Genomic DNA, 20,923 nt, shown 5'->3' on the forward strand with positions numbered 1-20,923 from the left:
AATAACCGCTCAGACCTAGCGAGTCTGAGCGGTTATTTCGCGTATCTTAATTACATTCGAACCTTATTTCCCTCCTGCAGCGGCTCGCTGCTCTCCAGAATGATTTGATCCTGTTCGAATAATCCTCCAGTTATGGCAGATTCATGATCATTCGCATCCACGACAGTAATCGATGCTCTCTGGACATAGAACGCATTGCCAAGCGGACCGTTCCGCTCTTCTACCCGATAGACGTACTTCCCGCTTGAATCTTCATGTATCGCTTGATTTGAGATCAGCAGCGCTTCCGCGGCTGTCTGTCTCATCAACTCCACTTGAACATTCTCGCCGCCTTTCCAGCCTTCGCCTTGGATCGTGATGCGCAGACGCTTCATAGGCGCGTTCGGAGGCGTACCCCCGCCTGCATCGCCACTGCTCAGCTCTGTACCGTTCCCATCTTGAATATCGGCCAGCATGCCTTCGACTTGCTCCTCTTGGCTTCCTATCACCTGGAGATCAAGCCTATCGCCTATCTTCAAGAAGGATGCCATTTTCGCCGGAACCCATACTTCCGCATCAAATCCAAGGCTCCCATTCGAGATTCGCACATCAGGTCCCTTACTGGTGGAAGATAGGCCTTCTATCGCACCCACTTCCGTGATCATGCCGTCAAACGGAGCCACCAATGCTCGACTTTTCGTTAAATCCTCCTGCATTTTCTGGATTTTACGTTGCTGCACATCCAGATCAATTTTGCTAGTATCGATTTGGCGTTTCGCGCCCTTTATTTGCAGCTCATCCCCACTCTGGACTGCCATAATATAGCTGCTCTGATGATCCTCTATGGCAATCCTAAGCTTATGAAGAATCGCTTGCTCGTCTAAGATCTGTTGTTCCGCATCGGTGCGATCATAGATCACGAGTTGCTGTCCCTTCTTTACCACATCCCCTTTCTTGACTTTTATCTTCTTCACGATACTGCTTGTTGGATTCACCAATTCCATTTCCGCACGCCACTTCAATATTCCGCTGCCCTTAAATGTGTGAGTGAGTTGTCCAGGCTTCGGCTCGATGACCGCGACTTTAGGCAATGTCAGCGCCATGATCGTATTGCCAAGCAGCGTAAAGGCAATCAGTACGAAAATGAACAATATTGCAACGATTCGAATCGTTCGTTTGCGTCCCATTACCGCTTGTTCGGCAGATTGTACCTGCATGGTAATCCCCCCTTATCCTTTAATCCCCGATAGCTGAATGCCTTCGACAAAATAAGATTCTGCATAGAGATACAACAGCACCATGGGTGCCATAAACAGAACCGATGCAGCAAACGCAACACCCCGGGCCCCTTCATTAATTCGCGACAAATATAGTGATAACGGCTGCTTGAATGCATCCTCCAGAAAAATAAGCGGTTGCTCGACCATATTCCAATTATCAACAAATAGCAATACAATCAGTGCAGCAATTCCAGGCTGAACTAGAGGAACGATAATCTTATAAAAAATCCTCAATTGTCCAGCTCCGTCCATTTTGGCCGCTTCGATATACGAATTCGGAATATGCAGCATGAACTGTCTTAGCATAAATACGCCGAAAGCACTGAAAATTCCCGGTAAAATAATCGCGGATGTTGTGTTCATTAGACCAAGTTTCTCCACAATAATGTAGTTGGGAACCAAGGTGACTTGAAACGGCATAATCATGGTCATTAAATAAATGACAAACAACTTGTCCCGCCCCCAAAATCGGAGCTTGGCAAAAGCGTAGGCCGCCAGAGATGCGACTAGCACTTGCCCTACGATGATAGGTGTGACCAACCCTACGGAATTCCAAAACATCTGAAGGAACATCGGTTTATGAACCAACACCTCCGCATATTGATGAAATGACAGCCAATCGGGAAATATCTTCAAATTAACAAAGCCATCTTTCTCTCCTGCTGAAGTATTGATCATCTCGCCAATGAGATGATAGTTATGCTCAATCTCACCTTCCGTCATCAAGGAGTTGGTGAATGTAACAACAATAGGAAATAGCATCATCGCGGCGATTATTGCCATCACCAACGTCAACATAAACTTGCGAATAAAAGCCAAACATTTCACCGTCCTTACACTAATCCATGAACTGCCGAAAACGGCGTTCTATTGAGAGCATGACCGTCACACTGATTAGAATGACGCCTACCATCAAGGTGGCAGCAGCCGTTAGTTTCTGAATATCGAGAGATAGAAACATATTGTTCATATAATGCTGCAGGATATAAATACGGTCATGTGGATAATCCCCTGCAATCAGATACGTTTCTCGGAAAACCTTGAAAGAATTAATAATAGACATTAGCACGACAAAGAACATGGTCGGCGTCAAGTAGACCAGCGTAATATGAATCAGTTTATGAAATCTGCCGGAACCTTCGATATCCGCCGTTTCATAGTAATCCTTTGGTATACTTTGTAGTCCGGCCAAGAATAAAATGATGTTGTACCCGATATTTTTCCATGTGTACACGACAACCAACACACCCATGGACCAATCTGATTTCATCCAATCGATCCGTTCGATATGCATGCTTTGCATCCATACATTTACGGTACCATTCCAGTCGAACAATATTTGCCACATCATTACGATAGAGGCGACAGGTACCACAAGTGGCAATACAAAAGCCGTCTGCAGCCAATTCCGAATAAATAGTTTTTGATTCAGCAAAATCGCAAATAATAAGGATAAAACAACGATGAGCGGCACACTTATACCGGTAAATAGGAATGTGTTGGATGCCGCTTTACGGAAGGATCCGCTAGCCAACAGTTCATTATAATTATCAAAACCGACAAAAGAGCCATCCACCGCGCTATCTTGGAAAGAATAGAAAAATCCCATAACAAACGGAATAAGATAAAAAATTGCGAAGCCTATCAAGCTCGGCGCCAAGAAAAGAACAGCCACCATCCAATCTTTTCGAAGCAACTTAACTATTTTGCCCCGATAACATTTGCCCACCATATTTAACATCTCCTAAATCCCCATCGAATTCTACCAGTGTAATACGCGAATATATGATAAGTGAGATGGACTTGTAATGAAGTTGTAAAATGCTGAATTCAACAAGCAGCACAGCGTAAAAAGGCCAACTGCGGTTGCAGCTGACCTTGATTCTGTCGGCTCCTGAAGTGTCGTTCATGGTTTTTTACGAAAAATGAGTTACTCATTCAATAAAGTCGTCACTCTATTCTGAATTAACTTCCCCACGTCTTCGGCTGACTTCTGCCCACTGAAATAAGCTTTAGATTCTTGTGAAATGATCTCTTCTACCTTCGTAGGCTTGAATGCAACGGGATGGATTGCGCCAGAAATGAATTGATCTAGTTCTTGAATATCCTTGGCTGTTACCTCGAATATCTTGCCTTTCATAGCTCCAACGGGTTGATCGGATTTCACCTTCCCTTCTTTTAATAGTTGCTGCACTTGCTTCTCATATGAGGTTTTATTTAATGAGAAACCGCCAGGCTGCATTTCATCAGACAACATAAATTTAAGGAAATCCCATGCTTCCTCTTTAACAGAAGACTTATCATTGATGCCAATGGTTATGTACGGTCTAAAATACCCCCCAGCTTGTTGACCATTCGCTTTTGGTTTCGTATACAGTTTGGATTTAAATCTATATTCCTTCGGATTAAATTCACTCTGTTTTAAGTCATTAATATAATGTCTAGGTGAAACAATAGAAACATTGTTGAATAGAGGGACTAGAAATTCTTCCGTAAGAATGTGTTCGTCGGACAAGGACTTCACTTGCTTGAGTAATGTAGTGAAGGTATCCGAATCGAAATTCACCTTTCCTTTCACCTCATCGACAAACGTGGGGTACTGCTCTTTGACCATTTCATTTAATACAGCATCTGGTGAACCAAACAACCCTCCAAAATTGCTTTTATCTCCAAACTTCATGACTTGTCTGATGACATCGGTATATTGACTCCAATTCCAAGTCTTGTCGTCAAACTTCACCCCGCTTTTCTCTATCAATGTTTCGTTCCCTATCAGACCATACATAATGAATGCCAAGGGCATCCCATAAACTCCGCCGTTTATCTTAACATTGTCCAAAATGTTGTTGAAATATTGCTCTTTCTTAAAGGTTGGATCGTTCTCTATTATTTCACTCATATTGGCTAACAAATTCTTTTTCACATAGCTCTCGATTGGCAATTGATCCATTTCAATCAGATCAGGACCTATACCTGATAACATGGCCGTGTTCGTCGTTTTGACGAATTTCTCATGAGCCGCTTCTCCTTCTGCACCATCACCACTCTTTGTATATTTAAGTTCAATCGTGATATTAGGATGCTTCGCTTCATATTTCTTCTTCGCTTCCTCAAACAATTCATAATGATACAGAGTAGAGAACACAATGGTTTTTTTGCCACTACTGGGTTTCTTTCCTTCATTCTTTTCCCCGTTTGGTTGTTCTGTTATCTTATCCTCGTTTTGTGTTTGCGCCACAATTTCATGACCCGCACGGCTAGAGCTACTACAAGCAGAGACAGAGATGATGAGTAGAATCGTTAGCAACATGGACAACATTTTTTTCATGTTTATTCTTCCTTCCTTTTTCTAGCCTTCTCTATCCACGAAATACTTTTTAATTCCTCTTACAATGGCTTGGGCGGTTCGATTCTGATGTATTTCACTGAGCATATTCGTTTCATCACTCGGGTTCGTGAGGAAGCCAATCTCCAGTAAAATCGCGAGATTGTTGCTGAGCTTCAGTACCTCCCAGCCTTCTTTTTTTACGCCGCGGTTCTTGAACCCCGTAGCCTCTGCCAGTTGTTCGTGCACTTTACTTGCGAACAGTAGACTTTCGTCCGCATAATAATACGTCTCAGTGCCAGATACATCCGGATCACCGTATGTGTTCCCATGAATGGAGACAAACGCGTCTGCATTAAGATCATTTGCGATCTGGGCACGATCCTTCAGGCTGACAAAGGTGTCATCCGTACGCGTGCTGTGCGCCTCGAACATCGGCTCCTGCTGAAGCAAGTCATATACCTTCGTAGACAACGCGAGGGTGTAAGCTCGCTCATGGTTCCCGCTTACCCCTTCCGCACCAGGATCCTTGCCCCCATGCCCTGCATCAATCACAATTTTGTAGCGCTTGGATACTCCTTTATTCTTATTCAGCGAAACGGTCGACTCCGCCGAAGTTGTGATCCGATTCCCTGAAATCGAGGATGATGCCGCATAGATGGACCAGACCATTCCCATTAAAATAACGATGCTTATCATAAATATCGCTTGGCGGCGTTGAAGCTGTTTTCTCCTTATCCTTTTCATGCTGTCCCCTTACTCATGGCCGCTCTCTATGCCTCATTAAATCCAGATTGGAACATAGTCGACCGTCACGTCTTGTACTTATATCGCTGTATAGATGAGCATTTTCGCTAACCCATCGGCCCTCCTTCTTCTCTGCCTGCCGTGGTATTCTACCAGTGTAGTACGCGAATATATGATAAGTGAGATGGACTTGTATTGAAGTTGTAAAAAGCAGAATTTATCAGAGAGTACAGCGCAAAAATGCCAGCTGCGGTTGCAGCTAGCATGGGATCTGTCGATCCACGGTGCGCGGATTTCGATGCTACTCGTACAATAATTACAGATATTGATCTTGATAGAAATTTAGATTGAAATGGTCGGCGTCACTATACACACCAAACACATATCCTTTTTCCCTATAAAACGAAATGATTTCTGGAAGCACTTGTAATGTTTGTGATTTTTCATGCATGAGAACGACTTCTATGTCATTTTTAGTTCCCTTTTTAATATTCTCTACAATTTGGCTTGGATTGTCTTGTAACCCCCAGTCGTTAGAATCAATGGTCCAATCCCATATTTTAATGCCAGCCTCTACAATTTGATGACGAATCTGTTCACTTTCCAATCCTGGTGCTGAACCATATGGCGGACGAACCAACTTGGGATTCGTACCTGTAATTTCCTGTATAAGAGCTAATGTTTCGTTCATCTCTGGTATAAACTGCCCCTGATCATATAGCTTTTCGAAAATATGTGTCATACTATGTGCACCAACATAATGACCTTCTTTTGTTGCCCGCTTTACTCTCTCTTGTAAATTGGTTTTTAGTAGATTACTTCCCTGCATAAAAAATGTTGCTTTTATATCTTGCTCCTTTAATACATCTAAGAATTGATTCGTTAAGGTACTAGGGCCATCATCAAATGTTAGGTAAACAACTTTTCCCATCGGCTTGCCATCCGGTCTTTTTTGTTTTTCTGGTTGTACGGTATCTTGTAGGATACTCTCTTCAGCTACACTTTCTTCGGGATCAGAAATCAATTTCCCTATGAAAAAGATCATCAGAAAAACAGTTACTAACATAAGCCCTACTCTTCTTGCCCTTTTCTTCCTTATTGTTTTGTTATGTCGTGATGTTTTCATTATTTATCTAAGCCTTTCTCTGAATTTCTGGTTACTCATTCAAGAAAGTTGTCACCCGATTTTGAATTAACTTGGCCACGTCTTCGGCTGACTTCTGTCCGCTGAAGAAGGCCTTCGATTCATTCGTAATGATCCCGTCGATCTTAGAAAGTCTGAACTCTACCGGATAGATCGCTTCAGCCAGGAAATGCTCCAATCCTTGAAGATCCTGTGCTGTCACGTCGAATACCTTCCCCTTCAGAGGCCCCGTTTCTTGATCCGATATGACCTTGCCTTCTTGCAGCAATTGCTGCACTTGCTTCTGATAGACATTCTTATTTAATGGAAAACCTGCGCTGCCTGCCTTAGCTTGTACTTCATCCGACAACATAAATTTGATGAAATCCCACGCTTCCGCTTTAACCTTCGATTTGGCATTCATCCCGATTGTTTTGTAGGTTATGAAATATCCTCCCGCTTCCTTCCCGTCCGCATGAGGTTTGGCGTACAGCTTAGACTTAAATTCATATCCCTTCCCATAATATTCACTCTGCTTCATCATTCGAATGTAGTCCGCAGGGGAAACAATCGACGTGTTCCAGAATATCGATCGTGATGCGGTCTCCGAAGCCACCTGTTCATCGAATAACGATTTAACTTGTTGCAGCAGGGACCTGAATTCTTCTGAATCGAATTTGGCTTCCCCCTTAGCCTGATCCACATAGGTCGCATATTGATCTTTAACCATTTGATTTAACAAAAAATGAGGTTCGCTTAATAAGGCCGATTGGTTCTTGGTAGGATCCGCTTTCTTTAATTCCTTGGCCGTGTCGACGAATTGACTCCAGTTCCAGTTCTTATCATCGATCTTCACACCGCTTTTATCGATCACCGTTTCGTTGCCTATAAGGCCGTACAGGATAAAGTTCAGCGGCATGCCATAGATCCCGCCGTTCAATTTGACCGCGTCCAGAATATTTGTGAAATATTGGTCTCTCTGAAAAGACGGATCGTGATCCATCATCTCACCCATATTGACCAACAATTGTTTGTTCACATAGCTTCCCTTCGGCAACAAGTCCATTTCAATGAGATCCGGACCCGAGCCAGACAACATGGCGGTATTCGTCGTCTTGATGAACTTTTCGCTATCCGCTTCCCCATGGGCGTCATCACTCTCGATAAATTTCAGATCAATGGTAATATTCGGATGTTTGGCTTCATATTTCTTCTTCGCCTGCATAAAAAACTCATCTGGAAAATAGGTGGAGAACACGATCGTTTTTTTCTCCCCGTCCAATGTCAAATCCGGCGTCGTATTCTTCTCTTTTAGCGTTTCTGTTTTCTTATTTTCGCTTTGTGTCTCTCTCTTACCCGCAGGGGTGCTGCATGCCGAGATCGAAATGATTAGTAAAATCGTGAACATCATCAATATCGTTTTTTTCATTTCCTTCTTCCTTTCCCTTATGAACTTACTAGACCATGTGCTTTAGTGTAGTAGGCGAATATATGGTAAGTAAGATGGACTTGTATAGAAGTTGTAAAATTTAGATTCAAGCGAACAAGTCACACAAAAAAAGACCAGCTGCAGGTGCAGCTGGCCAAAAATTGTAGATTTACGACTCTGAATAATATTGGAGGAGCGCCATCACGTCCTTACTAAATCCCACCACTTGCTTCGTAGCCATTTGGAATTGAACACTATATTTCAACTCCTGATTTGTCTTGTTCAAGTAATATAATTCCGGTCTAATACCCCATCGAATCTGTTTCTTATCAAAGGTCAACTGAGACAATGATTCATTCGTCTTTTCCTGAACGAAACGGTTCGCCACCCCAATGAATTCATCCATGAGCGGATCTGAAATGACATCATTGTACACAACAGGGGACTGGTCGACAATATTGATTCGAAGCACTTCGCCATCTCTTGCATTAACAACGATATCAAAAACTTCCCTAGGGTTCGCATCATGAATCAAGGTAACATAGAATAAACCACTCGGAATTTTATCCAGTTCTGCCTCAGTGTCCATCTTAAATGTGAACATCTCCCGCACGCGTGGGTAACTCTTATATTTCTTTTCCACCCGATCCAGCAGGTCTTTCAGCTTCATTTGGTCTACCGCAAGCAACTCGTCAAAATGAACGTCATCGATTGATAAGTTCTTATCGTAATATTTGTTGACTGCATTCAGACTGACGGTCTTCACCGCATCCTGCGACAACACGCCTTCATACTGCACTTCGTTCGTATTCGGCTCTTTCGTTATTTTCTTCACCATCACCTTATCTTTGGCAATGCTGTTGAATATGCCTTCGCAACCCGTCAGCGACACCATCACGAATGCTGCACCGATAACCATTCGAATGAGCTTATTCATGAACTCCCCCGCCTTTCGGATAACTAGGTTCGAAAATAACGCGAATCGTCGTTCCCTCATTTTCTTCACTCGCGACTTCGATGACCGCATGGTGCATCCTTGCTACGCTCTGACAAATAGAGAGTCCGAGTCCCGCTCCCTGATTGTCACGCGTTCTTGCTTTATCTGCCATATAGAACGGCTCGAATATTTTGTCCCGATGTGCTTCAGAGATACCTATCCCTTGATCCATCACTTCCAGCACGGATCGATCATTCTGACTGAACAGCCGGATCGTAATGCTCTGCTGGGAAGCTGACGCCTTCAGCGCATTATCAACGAGATTAAAAATCAGTACTTTGATCAAATCCTTGTCCAACAGCAGTCTGCCGCCTTCTACGCAATCGAGGACGATATCAATCTGCTTCTCCTTCGCCATCATCTCAAGTGCCGGTTTCATTTCGGCGATGATTGATCCTAAGTCTTGCTCTTCCATCTGACCACGACCCTCTTGCAACGATATCAAGTCCATCAGCTTATGAGACAGCGACTCTAATCGCTTCCCTTCGGTATAAATGACATCCAGACTGTCGAGGAATTGTTCTTCGTTATATTTCGTCGTTCGCAGGAAATTGGCATAGCCGATAATGGAAGTTAACGGTGTCTTTAATTCATGGGTAAAATTATCGATAAATCGCTGCTTCTCTTGATTATGCCTCTCCAAGACTTGGATCTTGTCCTCAACAACCGCAGCCATATCATTAAAATTACGAGCCAGAATACCAATCTCATCCTTCGATTTCAATGAGACGCGTTCCGAAAATCCTCCCTGCGCAATCCTTTGCGCCGTCCGATTCAACCGATTAATCGGCTTGGTCAGCCCCCTGCTAACGAAGAGCATGATCAGCATATACAGGAAGCAGGCAGCAATATCGACTTTGGCGAAGAAGCGATACTGCTCCAAGCGATCCACGTACAAGGAAGTTACGTCTTTCATGTAGGTGAAGACATAGCTTTTATGATGAATATCCGTAATATTCGAGGTAAACAGGATCGTACGCTGATCAATATCTCGAAGAATATAATGTATCTCATCCGCAGCTAGCTTGCTGAGTTCCTCACGATGGATCGGCATCTTAAAATCAACATTACTGTAGATCGACTGATTCTTATCATTCGTAATATCCATATAAACTTGTTGATCGCGATTCTTCTCTACGAATTCCTTGGCGACATTGGTTAATACCGTCTTCTCATAATCAAGCGAATCATAGATTCGAAGAATCGGAACAATCGCGTCGATACTTGAATGAATGCTCATGTTCTGGCTTAAGGCGCTGTTTATTTCCTGCGACAGGATCTTGTTATGGCTTCGTTCGATGACCAGGATCGAAGCTGCATTAAAGATGACGACGAAGACTAGAAAAGAAAACAATGAGATCTTATGCCAAAATTTCATGGCTCAATCCTCCAGCCGATAGCCGATTTTGTAAATGGTCTTAATATGATCCTGCAGCTGAAGCTTCTTACGCACCGACTTGATATGCATGTCCACCGTTCGGGTCTCGCCGTAATAATCGCTGCCCCATACTTTATCGAGGAACTGCTCTCTAGAGAGGGCAATATTCTTATTCTTCAACAACACCACAAGTAATTCATATTCCTTCGGCGTTAGCTCAACGGTCTCCCCATGCAGCGTTACTTCCCGTTTGTCCAGATCGACTCGGACATGCTGTATCATCATCACCTGTTCTTCTTTGCCGTATCTGCGCAGCACCGTCTCAATGCGGGCCAGCAGCTCAATCGCTTCGAAGGGCTTGACCATGTAATCATCGGCCCCAAGCTTAAGTCCATTCACCTTGTCATAGACCGAATTTTTAGCTGTCAGGAAAATAACCGGAATGCCATAAGGTTTTATTTGTTCCATTAATTCGAACCCATCCAACTTGGGAATCATGACATCCAGCAGAATGAGGTCGAACTTTTCTTGCCTCACCGCTGCAAGCGCCGCTAATCCATCGTATACCTCGACGGTCTCATAATTTACTAAGTTGAGATTCATTTTAATGATTCTGGAAATATGGATATCATCTTCTACGATCAGTATCTTTTGGGGCATGCTAATCTATCTCCTTACATATCCTGATGTATCTATCTCATATGATTCTATCGGATTGCAGAGCATTTCTAAAGAGCAATATCTGACTCCCCCAAGCGCGGGGTCAAAAATTGTACAAATTTCAATTTCGCAAAAACTATTGACAATGATTATGAGAATCATTATCATTTAAATAAACATAACGGAACTTTGCTCATTTAACATATCATGGATTTCAATTGGACATAACGGGCTAACAGACAGATCACTTCTGACCTTAGCTGCTTATAAGAAGGGGTAGACTACATGAATCGTTTATTTACGGAGAAGCTTCATATTGCGTATGATAATCGCCTCATCGTTGAGGATTTAAATCTTGTCATTCCTGAAGGAAAAATTACAGCACTTGTCGGCGCGAACGGGTCCGGTAAATCGACGATTCTGAAGACGATGGCACGTATTATGAAGCCACAGAAAGGTACGGTCATCCTGGATGGACGTTCCTTGCATCGTCAATCGACACGCGAGGTTGCGAAGCAGCTAGCGATTCTACCTCAAAATCCAACGGCGCCAGATGGTCTTACCGTCAGCGAACTCGTCTCCTACGGTCGCTTCCCACATCAGAAGGGATTCGGCAACCTGAATAAGGAAGATCAAGAAATGATTCAATGGGCGTTACAAGTGACTGGTATGAGTGCATTCAGTATGCATCCTGTCGATCAGCTATCTGGCGGTCAACGTCAACGCGCGTGGATCGCGATGGCGCTCGCTCAAGGCACAGATTTGTTGTTCTTGGATGAACCGACAACGTTCCTCGATATGGCTCACCAATTGGAAGTCTTGAAGCTGCTCGAGCAGCTCAATCAAGATCAGAAACGCACCATCGTGATGGTCGTCCATGATTTGAATCATGCTTCCAGGTTTGCGCAGCATATGGTAGCCATTAAGAGCGGTAAAGTTGTAAGCTCCGGCTCACCAACCGAAGTCATCACACCAGAAGTGATGCGAGATGTGTTCGGCATCGAAGCCGATATCGTGCCTGATCCAAGAACGGGCCTGCCACTCTGTCTGCCTTACGAATTAGCAGGCACACCATACAGTAGTTCCTCCAGCCGTTCATCGGCCGGCGCGAAGGAAGCTTCGCTCCAGTCAATAGCTGCTGCTCAATAACATACAGAATTAACCACGGTTTAAATCTGATCAACCCTCACCTGAAAAAGCCCTAAAGGGTAAAATCATACAATGTTCTTCGCCATTTTGTATGATTTTCTCTCTAGGGCTTTTTCTTGTCTGTGCTCTATGATATGTTGTTATATATTTCTAGATTGATATAAAAGTGCGTGTTCAAAAAGTCGGCATTTCAGCACCGAGAAGGTTGCGAGAACCTGAAGAAGGAGGAACGGAGTTTAGGCGAAACCTAAATGAGTACCGGACTTCAAAGGTGAACGCAAGATTCGATGTTGATTATGCTTCTTGAATCACTTCGTGATCAAATGATGACTTTTTGAACAACCTCTAAAAGATAGGTGATCATCATGAAGCTTCCAATCCACTTCAATAAAATGTCAGAATTGCCCCGCGAGGTTTGGATTTTTGTTACGGCTAGCTTTGTCAATTCCTTAGGCAGTGCATTTATGTGGCCTTTAACATCGCTCTACATCTATTCCTTCTTCCATCGATCAGCTGCTGATGCAGGCCTTGTATTGCTCGGACAAGCACTCGCCAGTATTGCTGGGCAACTTGTCGGCGGTACTCTATTTCATCGCGTCGGTATGCGTGCCTTAGTCGTCAGTGCACTATTTATGACGTCATTGTTCCAATTCTCGTTAATGTTCACAAGCAATTTCCATATCTACTCTCTGCTTATGGCATGTGTAGGCTTCTTCAATGCCATCAGCATGCCAGCCATTGCGGCATTTATCGGCTTCCGTTGGGCGGATCGTCGACGAGAGATGTACAATATTGCTTACGTGGGTAATAATCTAGGTGTTGCGATTGGTACCGCATGCAGCGGCATTATTGCAAGTTTTTCCTATCAGCTCACGTTCGTATTGAATGGTGTAACATCCCTCTTATTCGCTACGTTCTTCTGGGTGTTCATGAGCAAGTTGGACTTAAATCTCTCTTCAGCTGATCGCTCCAAACATCAGAAGAAAACGAAATCTTCGTTCCAGCAGACTTGGCAATTGCTCTCGGCATACCAAATTTATCTCTTCATGGCACTTGGAGCCTTATTCATTATGTTTGGTAATTCGATCTGGGGGACGGGTGTGTCGACCTTACTTAACAGTATCGGCATGAAGCCTATTGCATTTAGTATTCTATGGACACTGAATGGTGTTCTGATCTTTGTCGGTCAGCCGTTCGTCCGCTGGCTCAATGATCGATTTATGAGACAACTCACGTCGCAACTTACCGGAAGCGCAATTTTCTATATGGCTGGATTCATCATGATTCTCTTGAATCACAGCTATCCTATGATCATCCTCGCTATGATCACGATTACGATTGGGGAAATGCTGATTTCTCCAACCGTCCCTGCTTTCATCAGTGAGCGGACTGGCTCTAACGCCCCCTTCTATCTCGGCGTTGAAGGAGCCATTAGCAGCTTAGGCCGGTTATTCGGCCCATATGCCATTGGCTTTATGTTCGATACAGGCGGCATTCATTATGCAGCTTGGGTCGCTGTAGCAGGCGGCGTCCTTGCCGTGATCTGCTGTATCATCCATGCATCCTTCCATCGTGAAGAGGAAGTGAACCTGCATGCGAACATGTAGCATGGATGAACAGCCTTAGCTGCTAAAGATAAGGAACCCGGCACCTGCACCTACGAGGCTAAGAATGACAGAAGTCGTCACATAGATAACAGCTTGTGTTCTTAACTTACGTTCCAGCAATCGTATTGTTTCAACACCAAATGTCGAGAAGGTCGTGTAAGCGCCGCAGAAGCCTATCCCAAGAAAAGAATACAGCGTCTCCGATATCTCGTGCTGCCCGTAAAGTGCTGCGAGGCAGCCGAGAATGATCGAGCCGCTTATATTGATTACTAAAGTCCCCAATGGATAAGAGGATGATGCCCGTGAGGTGACCCAAGTTCCTAAGAAGAACCGACTTACGCTCCCGAGGATACCACCCGCGCCAATGATCCATAACATCTACTAATCACTCCATCCCACTTCACTCGCACTTTACACCTTGCACAGCAGCTAATCTAACCCCGATGTAAGCCAGCAATAATCCACCGATCACGCTACTCAAGATATATAGCATAGCTGTGAGCCAATGTCCCTGATCCATCAATCGGAAAGTCTCAACAGCAAACGTCGAGAATGTGGTAAATGCACCTGTAAACCCTGTGCCAAGTGCAAGAGTCCATGTCGGTGAGATCTTCAGCGACTTCCCTGCTGCCGTTAGAAGCCATCCGAGGAAAAGACATCCGCTCCAGTTAATGATGAGAATTCCCCAAGGGAAGCCATCCACTGCAGGAATCCATTTACTTAACCCATATCGAAGCACGGCGCCCACAAACCCACCGCTCCCTACTGCCAAAACTTTATAAATCATATGTCTCATCACCTATTTCAAAAAACGATATACTGCTATTTAACCACACCTTTCCATAAAAACAACATTCCGCCCACAACCGCCAAAAGTGTTAACAAAAAATTCATAAATCCAGCGCAAGAGAAATACCATTTAGCCGGTGATCATGGTATCGTAACTGTATGCGCAATCATCATTGCAGCTTTCATGAGGAGGTTTCACAATGAACCGATATACCATCGTATTTGACGTCGGTGGAACAGAGATTAAAAGCGCTATCGTCTCAGAATCGGGGAAAGTATTAGAGAAGACCGCCAGAGTATATCCGGCGTATTCGAACCAAAGCAGACATTTTCTCTTGGATTATCTCTATGAACTGATTAAGAAGCAAGCTGCAACAATTTCTGGGTCCGATCTCATTGCAGGAATCGGATATGTATTTCCAGGATCCTGTGATCTTGACAGAGGAATTAGCTACATACGGGAGCAGAAGAAGTTCGAATCGCTCTACGGTGTTAGCATCATCGACGCGATGAGAGATCGCATCGTTGCAGATACGCGCCTATTGCCACGTATGGCAGCAGATTATCGTATTTTCTTCGATCAAGACACAACTTGGGCAAGTCTACAGCCTCGTGAGCTTATGCACGTCGGTGGATAACAGATACAATTAGAACTAGAACCCAAAACATAAATTACGCCCATGGTTGCCTCTCGCAGCCATGGGCGCTTCTATATCTGTATGAAATTAACGATCGTGCACAATAACCCCTTTAGATACACGCAATTTCGGATACTCTTCCATGATGGCAGACATGTCTTCTAACGAGAATCGATGGCTAATCAACGGCTCAATCTGAACGATCCCCTTCTCGATCAGCGCAATCGATTCCTCATGTGTATATGGATTAATGAAAGACCCCATGATACGCAGCTCTTTCGTAAAAATGTCGAACGGAGAAACCTGGATTATCGTATCAGGAGATGCGACGCCGAACATCAACACTTGTCCCCCTTTGCGTGCTGCCTTTACCGCGAGCTCCATGGAATCCGCACGACCAACGCATTCAATAACAATATCGAATTGCTGATGGAGAGCTTCCATAACACCTTCCGCTGCAGGCGACACTGCTTCATCCGCTCCTAACTCAACCAATCGATCATGCTTGAACACTTCCGGCTCGCTGACAATGATTCCTCTCACACCTGCAGATCGGACGAGCTGTAAGAACAATTGACCGATAAAGCCGCCGCCGATAATAAGGACCTGGTGTGTAGGGCGTATATCTAATTTCTTATATCCGTGAAGCACGCATCCTAACGGTTCAAGCATTGCCCCTTCAATCCAGCTTAATGTATCGGGTAACAAGTAACAGTTCGCAGCCGGTGCAACGCAATACTCACCCATGCCACCATCACGGGTCACCCCTACCGCTTGCAAGTTATCGCACAAATGCACTTTGCCGTTCCGACAGAAATAACAATTCCCGCAATAGATGTTCGGATCCACCGATACACGGTCGCCCACTTGCAGGGTCGTAACCTCATGACCTACGTCAACCACTTCGCCTGCTAGCTCATGTCCCAGTACGACCGGAGGCGTCACTTCAGCAGATCCCGGAAACCCATGGTAAATATGCTGATCTGTCCCGCAAATCCCGCAACCTTTCACACGCAGCTTCACTTCTTTAGGACCAACAGGCGGAACTTCCCATTCCGTAAATTCTATGTGTTTATTGCCTTGAAATACAGCCGCTTTCATGTCAGCTCATCTCCTTGATTCCGAAATCCTGTAAACCTGCACCATTTATCGCCGTTACACGCAACGTCTCCCAAGGAAGTGGCTCGGTATCCGCGTAATGCACACGAACTGCCTTCTCCTCACCTGGGATAAGATCAAAGAAATTATCATCCATAACCACCCATGGCGCATCCAGTTCAATCATTACCATTCGAGCGATACGATCCGAGTTGAAACGGATAAGCCCTTCCTTCTCATCTACAGAGACTTGGATATTCGCAGGTTGAAACTCCATATACTTGTGATCCCGTAAATAGAATACATAGTCTTCCGTCACTCGATTCTTCGAGCGAAGCACGGCGACAACGTCACGCGGACTATGCTGCTGCAGCACCTCTACTTCCGAAAGCGTAGCAAAATTCACTTTCCCGTTCTCTTCAACGAACACATCGAATTCACGCTGAAATACGACTGTACCATCCATGAGATAAAGAATCAGCTCCACCTGATCCTGATAAACTTCACGCCGGTCATTGACAGCCCAAAGACGCAGCGGTTGATTCGGATCATGATCCACACTTACGAGTACTGGCGCGAAAAATTTTCGCGCATAGTGATAGCTCGCCTTCGGTAAGCCGTAGTAGTCAATCACAGACCAACTTGTGCCCGGCCAACAGTCATTAAATTGCCAGAATAAAGCCCCGCTCGTATCCGGTTTATTGCGCCGGTAATGCTCAATGCCATATCTTAACCCCTCAGCCTGCGTCAACATCGAGAATTGAATATATTCATCGATATCCTTCGGAACCCCCGTATAACCTTCCATCAGCAGAATGCCCTTCGGATAATGGACATCTTTGTTGCGATACTTCATTTCGTCACTGCCCCAATAGAATTGATTGTCCGGCATGTTTTTCGCTAAGGTATATCGATTGGAAGAGGCGTGCATCCCGAATTCACTGGCGAATTTCGTGAAATCGGTCTTGAATCGTTTGAACGAGATCCCTTCAACACTATAATCTTGGGTCTGCGGTTCGCCAAAGTGGCGCGGCTCATTATTTCCATGCCAGACCTGCCAGTTATGTGTATCTCCAACTTCACGCGAGTTGTGGTCGTTGCCGCCAAATGGCGAACTTGGCCAGAACGTTCGCGTTGGATCTAATTGCTCGAGGACCGCGGGCATGAGCTCGTGATATATCTTTTCCCCGTAAAAAGGAGTTGTGATCTCTCCACTGGAGTATAGGGCCTCATACAACCAATCATTTTCGTTATTCCCACACCATAGCGCAAGGCATGTACGACTGCGAAGACGTTTCACAATCTGCTCAATTTCACGGTGTACATTGTTCATGAAATTGCGGTTATAATCCGGGTATAATGCACAAGCGAACATGAAGTCCTGCCAGACTAAAATCCCTAGCCGATCGCATTCATCAAAGAAAATATCCCGCTCATAAATACCGCCGCCCCAAGCACGCATCATATTCATGTTGGCATCCTTAGCCATTTGAAGAAGATGGGTGTATCGGCTATCCGGCACGGTTGCAATAAAGCTATCGATCGGAATCCAATTCGCACCTTTAGCGAACACTTTAACGCCGTTCAACACAAACGTGAAAGCATGACGCCCCTCTTCATCACGCTGCATTAATTCAATCGTACGAATGCCAAACGGCTGCTCATACGTATCAATTTGCTCCCCATCCGCAAATAACGTCACGCGTATATGATATAAGAAGGGTGTTCCTAGATCATGGGTCCACCATAACTTTGGATCTGTTACCTTTAAGGTAACAGAGTTATGCAACGTCCGCGCTGTAATCGCGCCGTCAACCATTACACCTCCGAAACGATCTAGAGGCACATTGGCTTCCGCAACGCTCTCTGCGCCCTCTAATAGCTCCACACGTGCTGAATACGAAGCCCCGCGATCAAAGGCATGCGCGCACAAATGCACATCCACGACACCGACTTGATCCTGAATCGAGGTGGTACGAGCAAACACGCTGTCTATATGCGCGTGACACCGTTTCATCAAATACACATCTTTCCAGATTCCTGCACAGACAAGACGCGGACCCCAGTCCCATCCAAAATGACTTTGCGCTTTACGCGTCCAAATTCGTTTCTTGCTAAAGCCCGACCAATAGTATTGGATTTTATCTCCCGCATGGACATGAACAGGATCAAATTTTACCGCAAGCGTATTTTTCCCCTGATTTAACTCACGGGTTACATCGAAAGAATGGCTAATGAACATATTATCCGTCGACCCGAGTTCCACGCCATTGAGATAGATCGTTGCGAAAGTATCTAGCCCTTCGAACTTGAGCTCCATCTTCTCTCCCGGCTCCAGGTTAGCATCGAATGAAAAAACCGTACGATACCACCAAACCTTTTCTTCCACCCAACGGCATTTCTGATCTTGGTGTCCAAAAAACGGATCCTCAATGATCCCTTTCTCGCGCAGCGTCGTATGGATATCACTAGGCACCGTCGTTGTCATCCAGAAATAATCAACGAAATCCGGTGATGCGACTTCTAGGTCTCGGGCTTCCCCGACATGAAAATCACGAAGCTTCCAATTCTCGGTTAATTTAATATTCATTCTCTTCATCATCGCTCCTATATAAAAACGCCAAAACCGGTTTCGGTTTTGACGTCCCTGTTTTATACGTAAACTAGACTATCTAAAATTTCTTGTACGCTAAGTTCTGCGCAAGCCATCGATGTATCTGCAACGCCGTAGAACATTTTGACAATGTCGCCTTCTACGAGCGCGCCGCAGGAGAACACGACATCGCCGAAGAAACCGTTCTTCTCGTATTCAGCTTCTGGCTCCATGACCGGTGTATTAGAGCGTGCAATCACTTTTGAAGGATCATTCAGGTCTAGCAAGACCGCACCCATGCAATAACGATGATCCAGCGTTGCACCATGGTACAGCTCCAACCAACCTTTTTCCGTTTTGAAAGGCACTGCGCCACCGCCGATACGACCGCTATCCCACATGCCGTCACGCAATCCGATCAAATGTTTATGGTTCCCCCAGTATAATAAGTTGTCCGATTCGGCGATCCACATTTCAGGATTTCCTGTGCTCTTCGTCGTCGGACGGTGCAAAGCATAATATTTTCCATTTATTTTCTCTGGGAAAATCAATACGTCTTTATTATCGGGTCCGAAGATCATACCATGATGAGTTACGTTCACGAAATCTTTGGTCGATACCATCGATTCACCTACACCCACAGGGGACACGGCGGAGAAATACACATAGTACGTATCTCCAATTTGGGTTACGCGAGGATCTTCCACGCCGAATGTTTCCAACGAATTTGAAGGGTATACGAATGGTTTCTCATCTACCGTGAAGTGATGTCCATCCTTACTGCGTGCGATTCGGATATACGACAATGAAGTCAAGTACTGGAACGTTGCACTCTCAGATTTATTCTTGATCACACGTGGATCCGAGAAGTCGAACCGCTCATCATCCGTGTTCAATTCAATGATCTCTAGCTCATTTGTCTCCGGGTTGAAAATCGGGGCTTTCACAATTTTCGGATCCTTGCTGATTGGACGCTCAGCTACACGAAGAAGCATCAATACTTCGCCATTATAGCTCGCGATACCGGCATTAAACGCGCCAATCACTTCGAAGTTATCGTGATACGGCTTCACGTCAGTTGGTGTAATCAGTGGATTTTGTTCATAACGATAGATTCTCATGTTGTAATAACTCTCCTAAACAATGGATTTCATATTTATAAAATTTCAAATGGAGCAAACGGATCAGGAATGGTCGCACGTTGTGCTTCCGCATCGCTGATTCCTGCATATAAGTGGGCCGTACCGTCTTCATGGCGAACAAGCCCTCCGCTAAATACAACATCCTCCAAATCAGGTCGTTTCGCTACGCCAGGCAAGAATTGATTACGTACAGCGATTAATTGAATATCCGAATATTCACCTGTCGCAGGATCAATCGCAAATACCATCGGGTAATAGTGACGATCCCCTGCATCATCAAACGATGCAATATGTCCAAGGACACCGAGCAGACCATTCTTCAACAAATGAGCCTCATTCGCGCCGCCCCACTCCGCATCGATGAATTGCCCATCTAACAACGGGGTCTCCTCAATTAATGTAATGGACAACTCATCCAAGGATGCAATGCGGGTAAAACCGATTTTACCGCGTCCGCCTTTATCGCCTTGTGGGCGAGTCAGCACGCCGATGCCATCTTTCAGGTCTACAAGACGCAAGTCTTTCATGCCGTCCGGACCTGTAAAAAATAGCTTTAAGCTCGCGATGTTCTGTCCACGGTAGAATACCGTACGCCACATTAATGCATCAGCCTTTGTCGGGTGCGGATAAATTTGAACGCCCCCAACGATCAACTCGCCGTTGATTTTCGTAAAGAACGGATCTTGAAGTTCTAGGGTAGGTGCTCCTTCACGCGGAACCCACACGCCGTCACGCTCGACGAAAAATACGATATCTGAATGCTCACTATCTCGGGATTCAACCCGCCCTGCAATGACCCATTCGCCTTCATCTTCGAAGCGTGCTGTAATATTGTAGACATCTTTATCGCCAATACCTGTGAATTGTAATTTTGCCACATCCATGACAGCAGCGTCTTTCATCGTGTATTCCATGAGCAGCTGCTCACATGTTTTTACGGCAGTTTTGTGTAGTTTCATAGCAATGACATCCTCTCTATTTCAAGGAGC

At 44.9% G+C, this 20,923-nt stretch carries 19 protein-coding genes; 3 read left to right on the forward strand and 16 right to left on the reverse strand.

Annotated features, from left to right (window positions below; genetic code table 11):
• Positions 1–50 precede the first annotated feature (50 nt).
• From AC3WU2_RS09630 to AC3WU2_RS09675, 10 genes are all read right to left on the reverse strand, one after another.
• A complete protein-coding gene (locus tag AC3WU2_RS09630) occupies positions 51–1,196 on the reverse strand; it encodes an efflux RND transporter periplasmic adaptor subunit (RefSeq protein ID WP_492453580.1) in 1,146 nt (381 codons plus the stop codon).
• Positions 1,197–1,208: 12 nt separating this feature from the next.
• Positions 1,209–2,057 carry a carbohydrate ABC transporter permease gene (locus AC3WU2_RS09635; RefSeq protein WP_492454028.1) on the reverse strand — a complete coding sequence of 283 codons (849 nt, stop codon included), beginning with the start codon at positions 2,055–2,057 and terminating at the stop codon, positions 1,209–1,211.
• 40 nt (positions 2,058–2,097) lie between these two features.
• Positions 2,098–2,991: a carbohydrate ABC transporter permease gene (locus AC3WU2_RS09640; RefSeq protein WP_492453582.1), complete on the reverse strand. Its 894-nt coding sequence runs from the start codon at positions 2,989–2,991 to the stop codon at positions 2,098–2,100.
• 198 nt (positions 2,992–3,189) lie between these two features.
• On the reverse strand, positions 3,190–4,587 hold the full coding sequence (locus AC3WU2_RS09645; protein ID WP_492453584.1) for an ABC transporter substrate-binding protein: 1,398 nt from the start codon (positions 4,585–4,587) through the stop codon (positions 3,190–3,192).
• A 21-nt stretch (positions 4,588–4,608) separates the two neighbouring features.
• Entirely contained in the window at positions 4,609–5,331 is a 723-nt protein-coding gene (locus AC3WU2_RS09650) for an N-acetylmuramoyl-L-alanine amidase family protein (RefSeq protein ID WP_492453586.1), read from the reverse strand.
• A gap of 316 nt (positions 5,332–5,647) precedes the next feature.
• Complete coding sequence (locus AC3WU2_RS09655) at positions 5,648–6,457, reverse strand: polysaccharide deacetylase family protein (RefSeq protein WP_492453588.1); 810 nt, start codon at positions 6,455–6,457, stop codon at positions 5,648–5,650.
• A 31-nt stretch (positions 6,458–6,488) separates the two neighbouring features.
• Complete coding sequence (locus AC3WU2_RS09660; RefSeq protein ID WP_492453590.1) at positions 6,489–7,883, reverse strand: ABC transporter substrate-binding protein; 1,395 nt, start codon at positions 7,881–7,883, stop codon at positions 6,489–6,491.
• A gap of 169 nt (positions 7,884–8,052) precedes the next feature.
• Positions 8,053–8,820, reverse strand: a complete 768-nt coding sequence (locus AC3WU2_RS09665) for a hypothetical protein (protein ID WP_492453592.1) — start codon at positions 8,818–8,820, stop codon at positions 8,053–8,055.
• Positions 8,813–10,258, reverse strand: a complete 1,446-nt coding sequence (locus AC3WU2_RS09670; RefSeq protein ID WP_492453594.1) for a sensor histidine kinase — start codon at positions 10,256–10,258, stop codon at positions 8,813–8,815. Before AC3WU2_RS09670 ends, AC3WU2_RS09665 begins: the two co-directional genes overlap by 8 nt.
• 3 nt (positions 10,259–10,261) lie before the next feature.
• A complete protein-coding gene (locus AC3WU2_RS09675; RefSeq protein ID WP_492453596.1) occupies positions 10,262–10,918 on the reverse strand; it encodes a response regulator transcription factor in 657 nt (218 codons plus the stop codon).
• A gap of 285 nt (positions 10,919–11,203) precedes the next feature.
• Here AC3WU2_RS09675 and AC3WU2_RS09680 point away from each other — a divergent pair, with 285 nt between their 5' ends.
• Together AC3WU2_RS09680 and AC3WU2_RS09685 are read left to right on the forward strand one after the other, a co-directional pair.
• Positions 11,204–12,067: an ABC transporter ATP-binding protein gene (locus tag AC3WU2_RS09680; RefSeq protein WP_492453598.1), complete on the forward strand. Its 864-nt coding sequence runs from the start codon at positions 11,204–11,206 to the stop codon at positions 12,065–12,067.
• 365 nt (positions 12,068–12,432) lie between these two features.
• On the forward strand, positions 12,433–13,674 hold the full coding sequence (locus AC3WU2_RS09685) for an MFS transporter (protein WP_492453600.1): 1,242 nt from the start codon (positions 12,433–12,435) through the stop codon (positions 13,672–13,674).
• 15 nt (positions 13,675–13,689) lie between these two features.
• Here AC3WU2_RS09685 and crcB (AC3WU2_RS09690) read toward each other — a convergent pair whose 3' ends face one another.
• Both crcB (AC3WU2_RS09690) and crcB (AC3WU2_RS09695) read right to left on the reverse strand, forming a co-directional pair.
• A complete protein-coding gene (gene crcB / locus AC3WU2_RS09690) occupies positions 13,690–14,052 on the reverse strand; it encodes a fluoride efflux transporter CrcB (protein ID WP_492453602.1) in 363 nt (120 codons plus the stop codon).
• A 22-nt stretch (positions 14,053–14,074) separates the two neighbouring features.
• The gene (gene crcB, locus AC3WU2_RS09695; RefSeq protein WP_492453604.1) at positions 14,075–14,461 is read right to left on the reverse strand and encodes a fluoride efflux transporter CrcB; all 387 of its coding nucleotides are present in this window, start codon (positions 14,459–14,461) and stop codon (positions 14,075–14,077) included.
• A gap of 202 nt (positions 14,462–14,663) precedes the next feature.
• Here crcB (AC3WU2_RS09695) and AC3WU2_RS09700 point away from each other — a divergent pair, with 202 nt between their 5' ends.
• Positions 14,664–15,101, forward strand: a complete 438-nt coding sequence (locus AC3WU2_RS09700) for a hypothetical protein (protein WP_492453606.1) — start codon at positions 14,664–14,666, stop codon at positions 15,099–15,101.
• 87 nt (positions 15,102–15,188) lie between these two features.
• Here the strand turns inward: AC3WU2_RS09700 and AC3WU2_RS09705 are convergent, their stop codons facing one another.
• The 4 genes from AC3WU2_RS09705 to AC3WU2_RS09720 form a co-directional block, all read right to left on the reverse strand.
• Positions 15,189–16,202, reverse strand: a complete 1,014-nt coding sequence (locus AC3WU2_RS09705; RefSeq protein WP_492453608.1) for a zinc-dependent alcohol dehydrogenase family protein — start codon at positions 16,200–16,202, stop codon at positions 15,189–15,191.
• A 1-nt stretch (position 16,203) separates the two neighbouring features.
• Complete coding sequence (locus AC3WU2_RS09710; RefSeq protein ID WP_492454030.1) at positions 16,204–18,783, reverse strand: beta-mannosidase; 2,580 nt, start codon at positions 18,781–18,783, stop codon at positions 16,204–16,206.
• A 68-nt stretch (positions 18,784–18,851) separates the two neighbouring features.
• Positions 18,852–19,913, reverse strand: coding sequence for a BtaManbiosPhlase (locus AC3WU2_RS09715; RefSeq protein ID WP_492453610.1), 1,062 nt, complete (start codon positions 19,911–19,913; stop codon positions 18,852–18,854).
• Positions 19,914–19,948: 35 nt separating this feature from the next.
• On the reverse strand, positions 19,949–20,893 hold the full coding sequence (locus AC3WU2_RS09720) for an MTP-1 family protein (protein WP_492453612.1): 945 nt from the start codon (positions 20,891–20,893) through the stop codon (positions 19,949–19,951).
• Positions 20,894–20,923 lie beyond the last annotated feature (30 nt).

This window comes from Paenibacillus sp. EB106-05-06-XG162 (assembly GCF_058791655.1).

Bases quoted from the DNA above. Each gene is read 5' to 3' on its own strand.
- crcB (WP_492453602.1), bottom strand. From the start codon at position 14,052: ATGTTATGGATCATTGGCGCGGGTGGTATCCTCGGGAGCGTAAGTCGG.
- AC3WU2_RS09650 (WP_492453586.1), bottom strand. From the start codon at position 5,331: ATGAAAAGGATAAGGAGAAAACAGCTTCAACGCCGCCAAGCGATATTT.
- crcB (WP_492453604.1), bottom strand. From the start codon at position 14,461: ATGATTTATAAAGTTTTGGCAGTAGGGAGCGGTGGGTTTGTGGGCGCC.
- AC3WU2_RS09630 (WP_492453580.1), bottom strand. From the start codon at position 1,196: ATGCAGGTACAATCTGCCGAACAAGCGGTAATGGGACGCAAACGAACG.
- AC3WU2_RS09645 (WP_492453584.1), bottom strand. From the start codon at position 4,587: ATGAAAAAAATGTTGTCCATGTTGCTAACGATTCTACTCATCATCTCT.
- AC3WU2_RS09715 (WP_492453610.1), bottom strand. From the start codon at position 19,913: ATGAGAATCTATCGTTATGAACAAAATCCACTGATTACACCAACTGAC.
- AC3WU2_RS09635 (WP_492454028.1), bottom strand. From the start codon at position 2,057: ATGTTGACGTTGGTGATGGCAATAATCGCCGCGATGATGCTATTTCCT.
- AC3WU2_RS09680 (WP_492453598.1), top strand. From the start codon at position 11,204: ATGAATCGTTTATTTACGGAGAAGCTTCATATTGCGTATGATAATCGC.
- AC3WU2_RS09665 (WP_492453592.1), bottom strand. From the start codon at position 8,820: ATGAATAAGCTCATTCGAATGGTTATCGGTGCAGCATTCGTGATGGTG.
- AC3WU2_RS09670 (WP_492453594.1), bottom strand. From the start codon at position 10,258: ATGAAATTTTGGCATAAGATCTCATTGTTTTCTTTTCTAGTCTTCGTC.
- AC3WU2_RS09640 (WP_492453582.1), bottom strand. From the start codon at position 2,991: ATGGTGGGCAAATGTTATCGGGGCAAAATAGTTAAGTTGCTTCGAAAA.
- AC3WU2_RS09660 (WP_492453590.1), bottom strand. From the start codon at position 7,883: ATGAAAAAAACGATATTGATGATGTTCACGATTTTACTAATCATTTCG.
- AC3WU2_RS09685 (WP_492453600.1), top strand. From the start codon at position 12,433: ATGAAGCTTCCAATCCACTTCAATAAAATGTCAGAATTGCCCCGCGAG.
- AC3WU2_RS09700 (WP_492453606.1), top strand. From the start codon at position 14,664: ATGAACCGATATACCATCGTATTTGACGTCGGTGGAACAGAGATTAAA.
- AC3WU2_RS09705 (WP_492453608.1), bottom strand. From the start codon at position 16,202: ATGAAAGCGGCTGTATTTCAAGGCAATAAACACATAGAATTTACGGAA.
- AC3WU2_RS09675 (WP_492453596.1), bottom strand. From the start codon at position 10,918: ATGCCCCAAAAGATACTGATCGTAGAAGATGATATCCATATTTCCAGA.
- AC3WU2_RS09655 (WP_492453588.1), bottom strand. From the start codon at position 6,457: ATGAAAACATCACGACATAACAAAACAATAAGGAAGAAAAGGGCAAGA.
- AC3WU2_RS09720 (WP_492453612.1), bottom strand. From the start codon at position 20,893: ATGAAACTACACAAAACTGCCGTAAAAACATGTGAGCAGCTGCTCATG.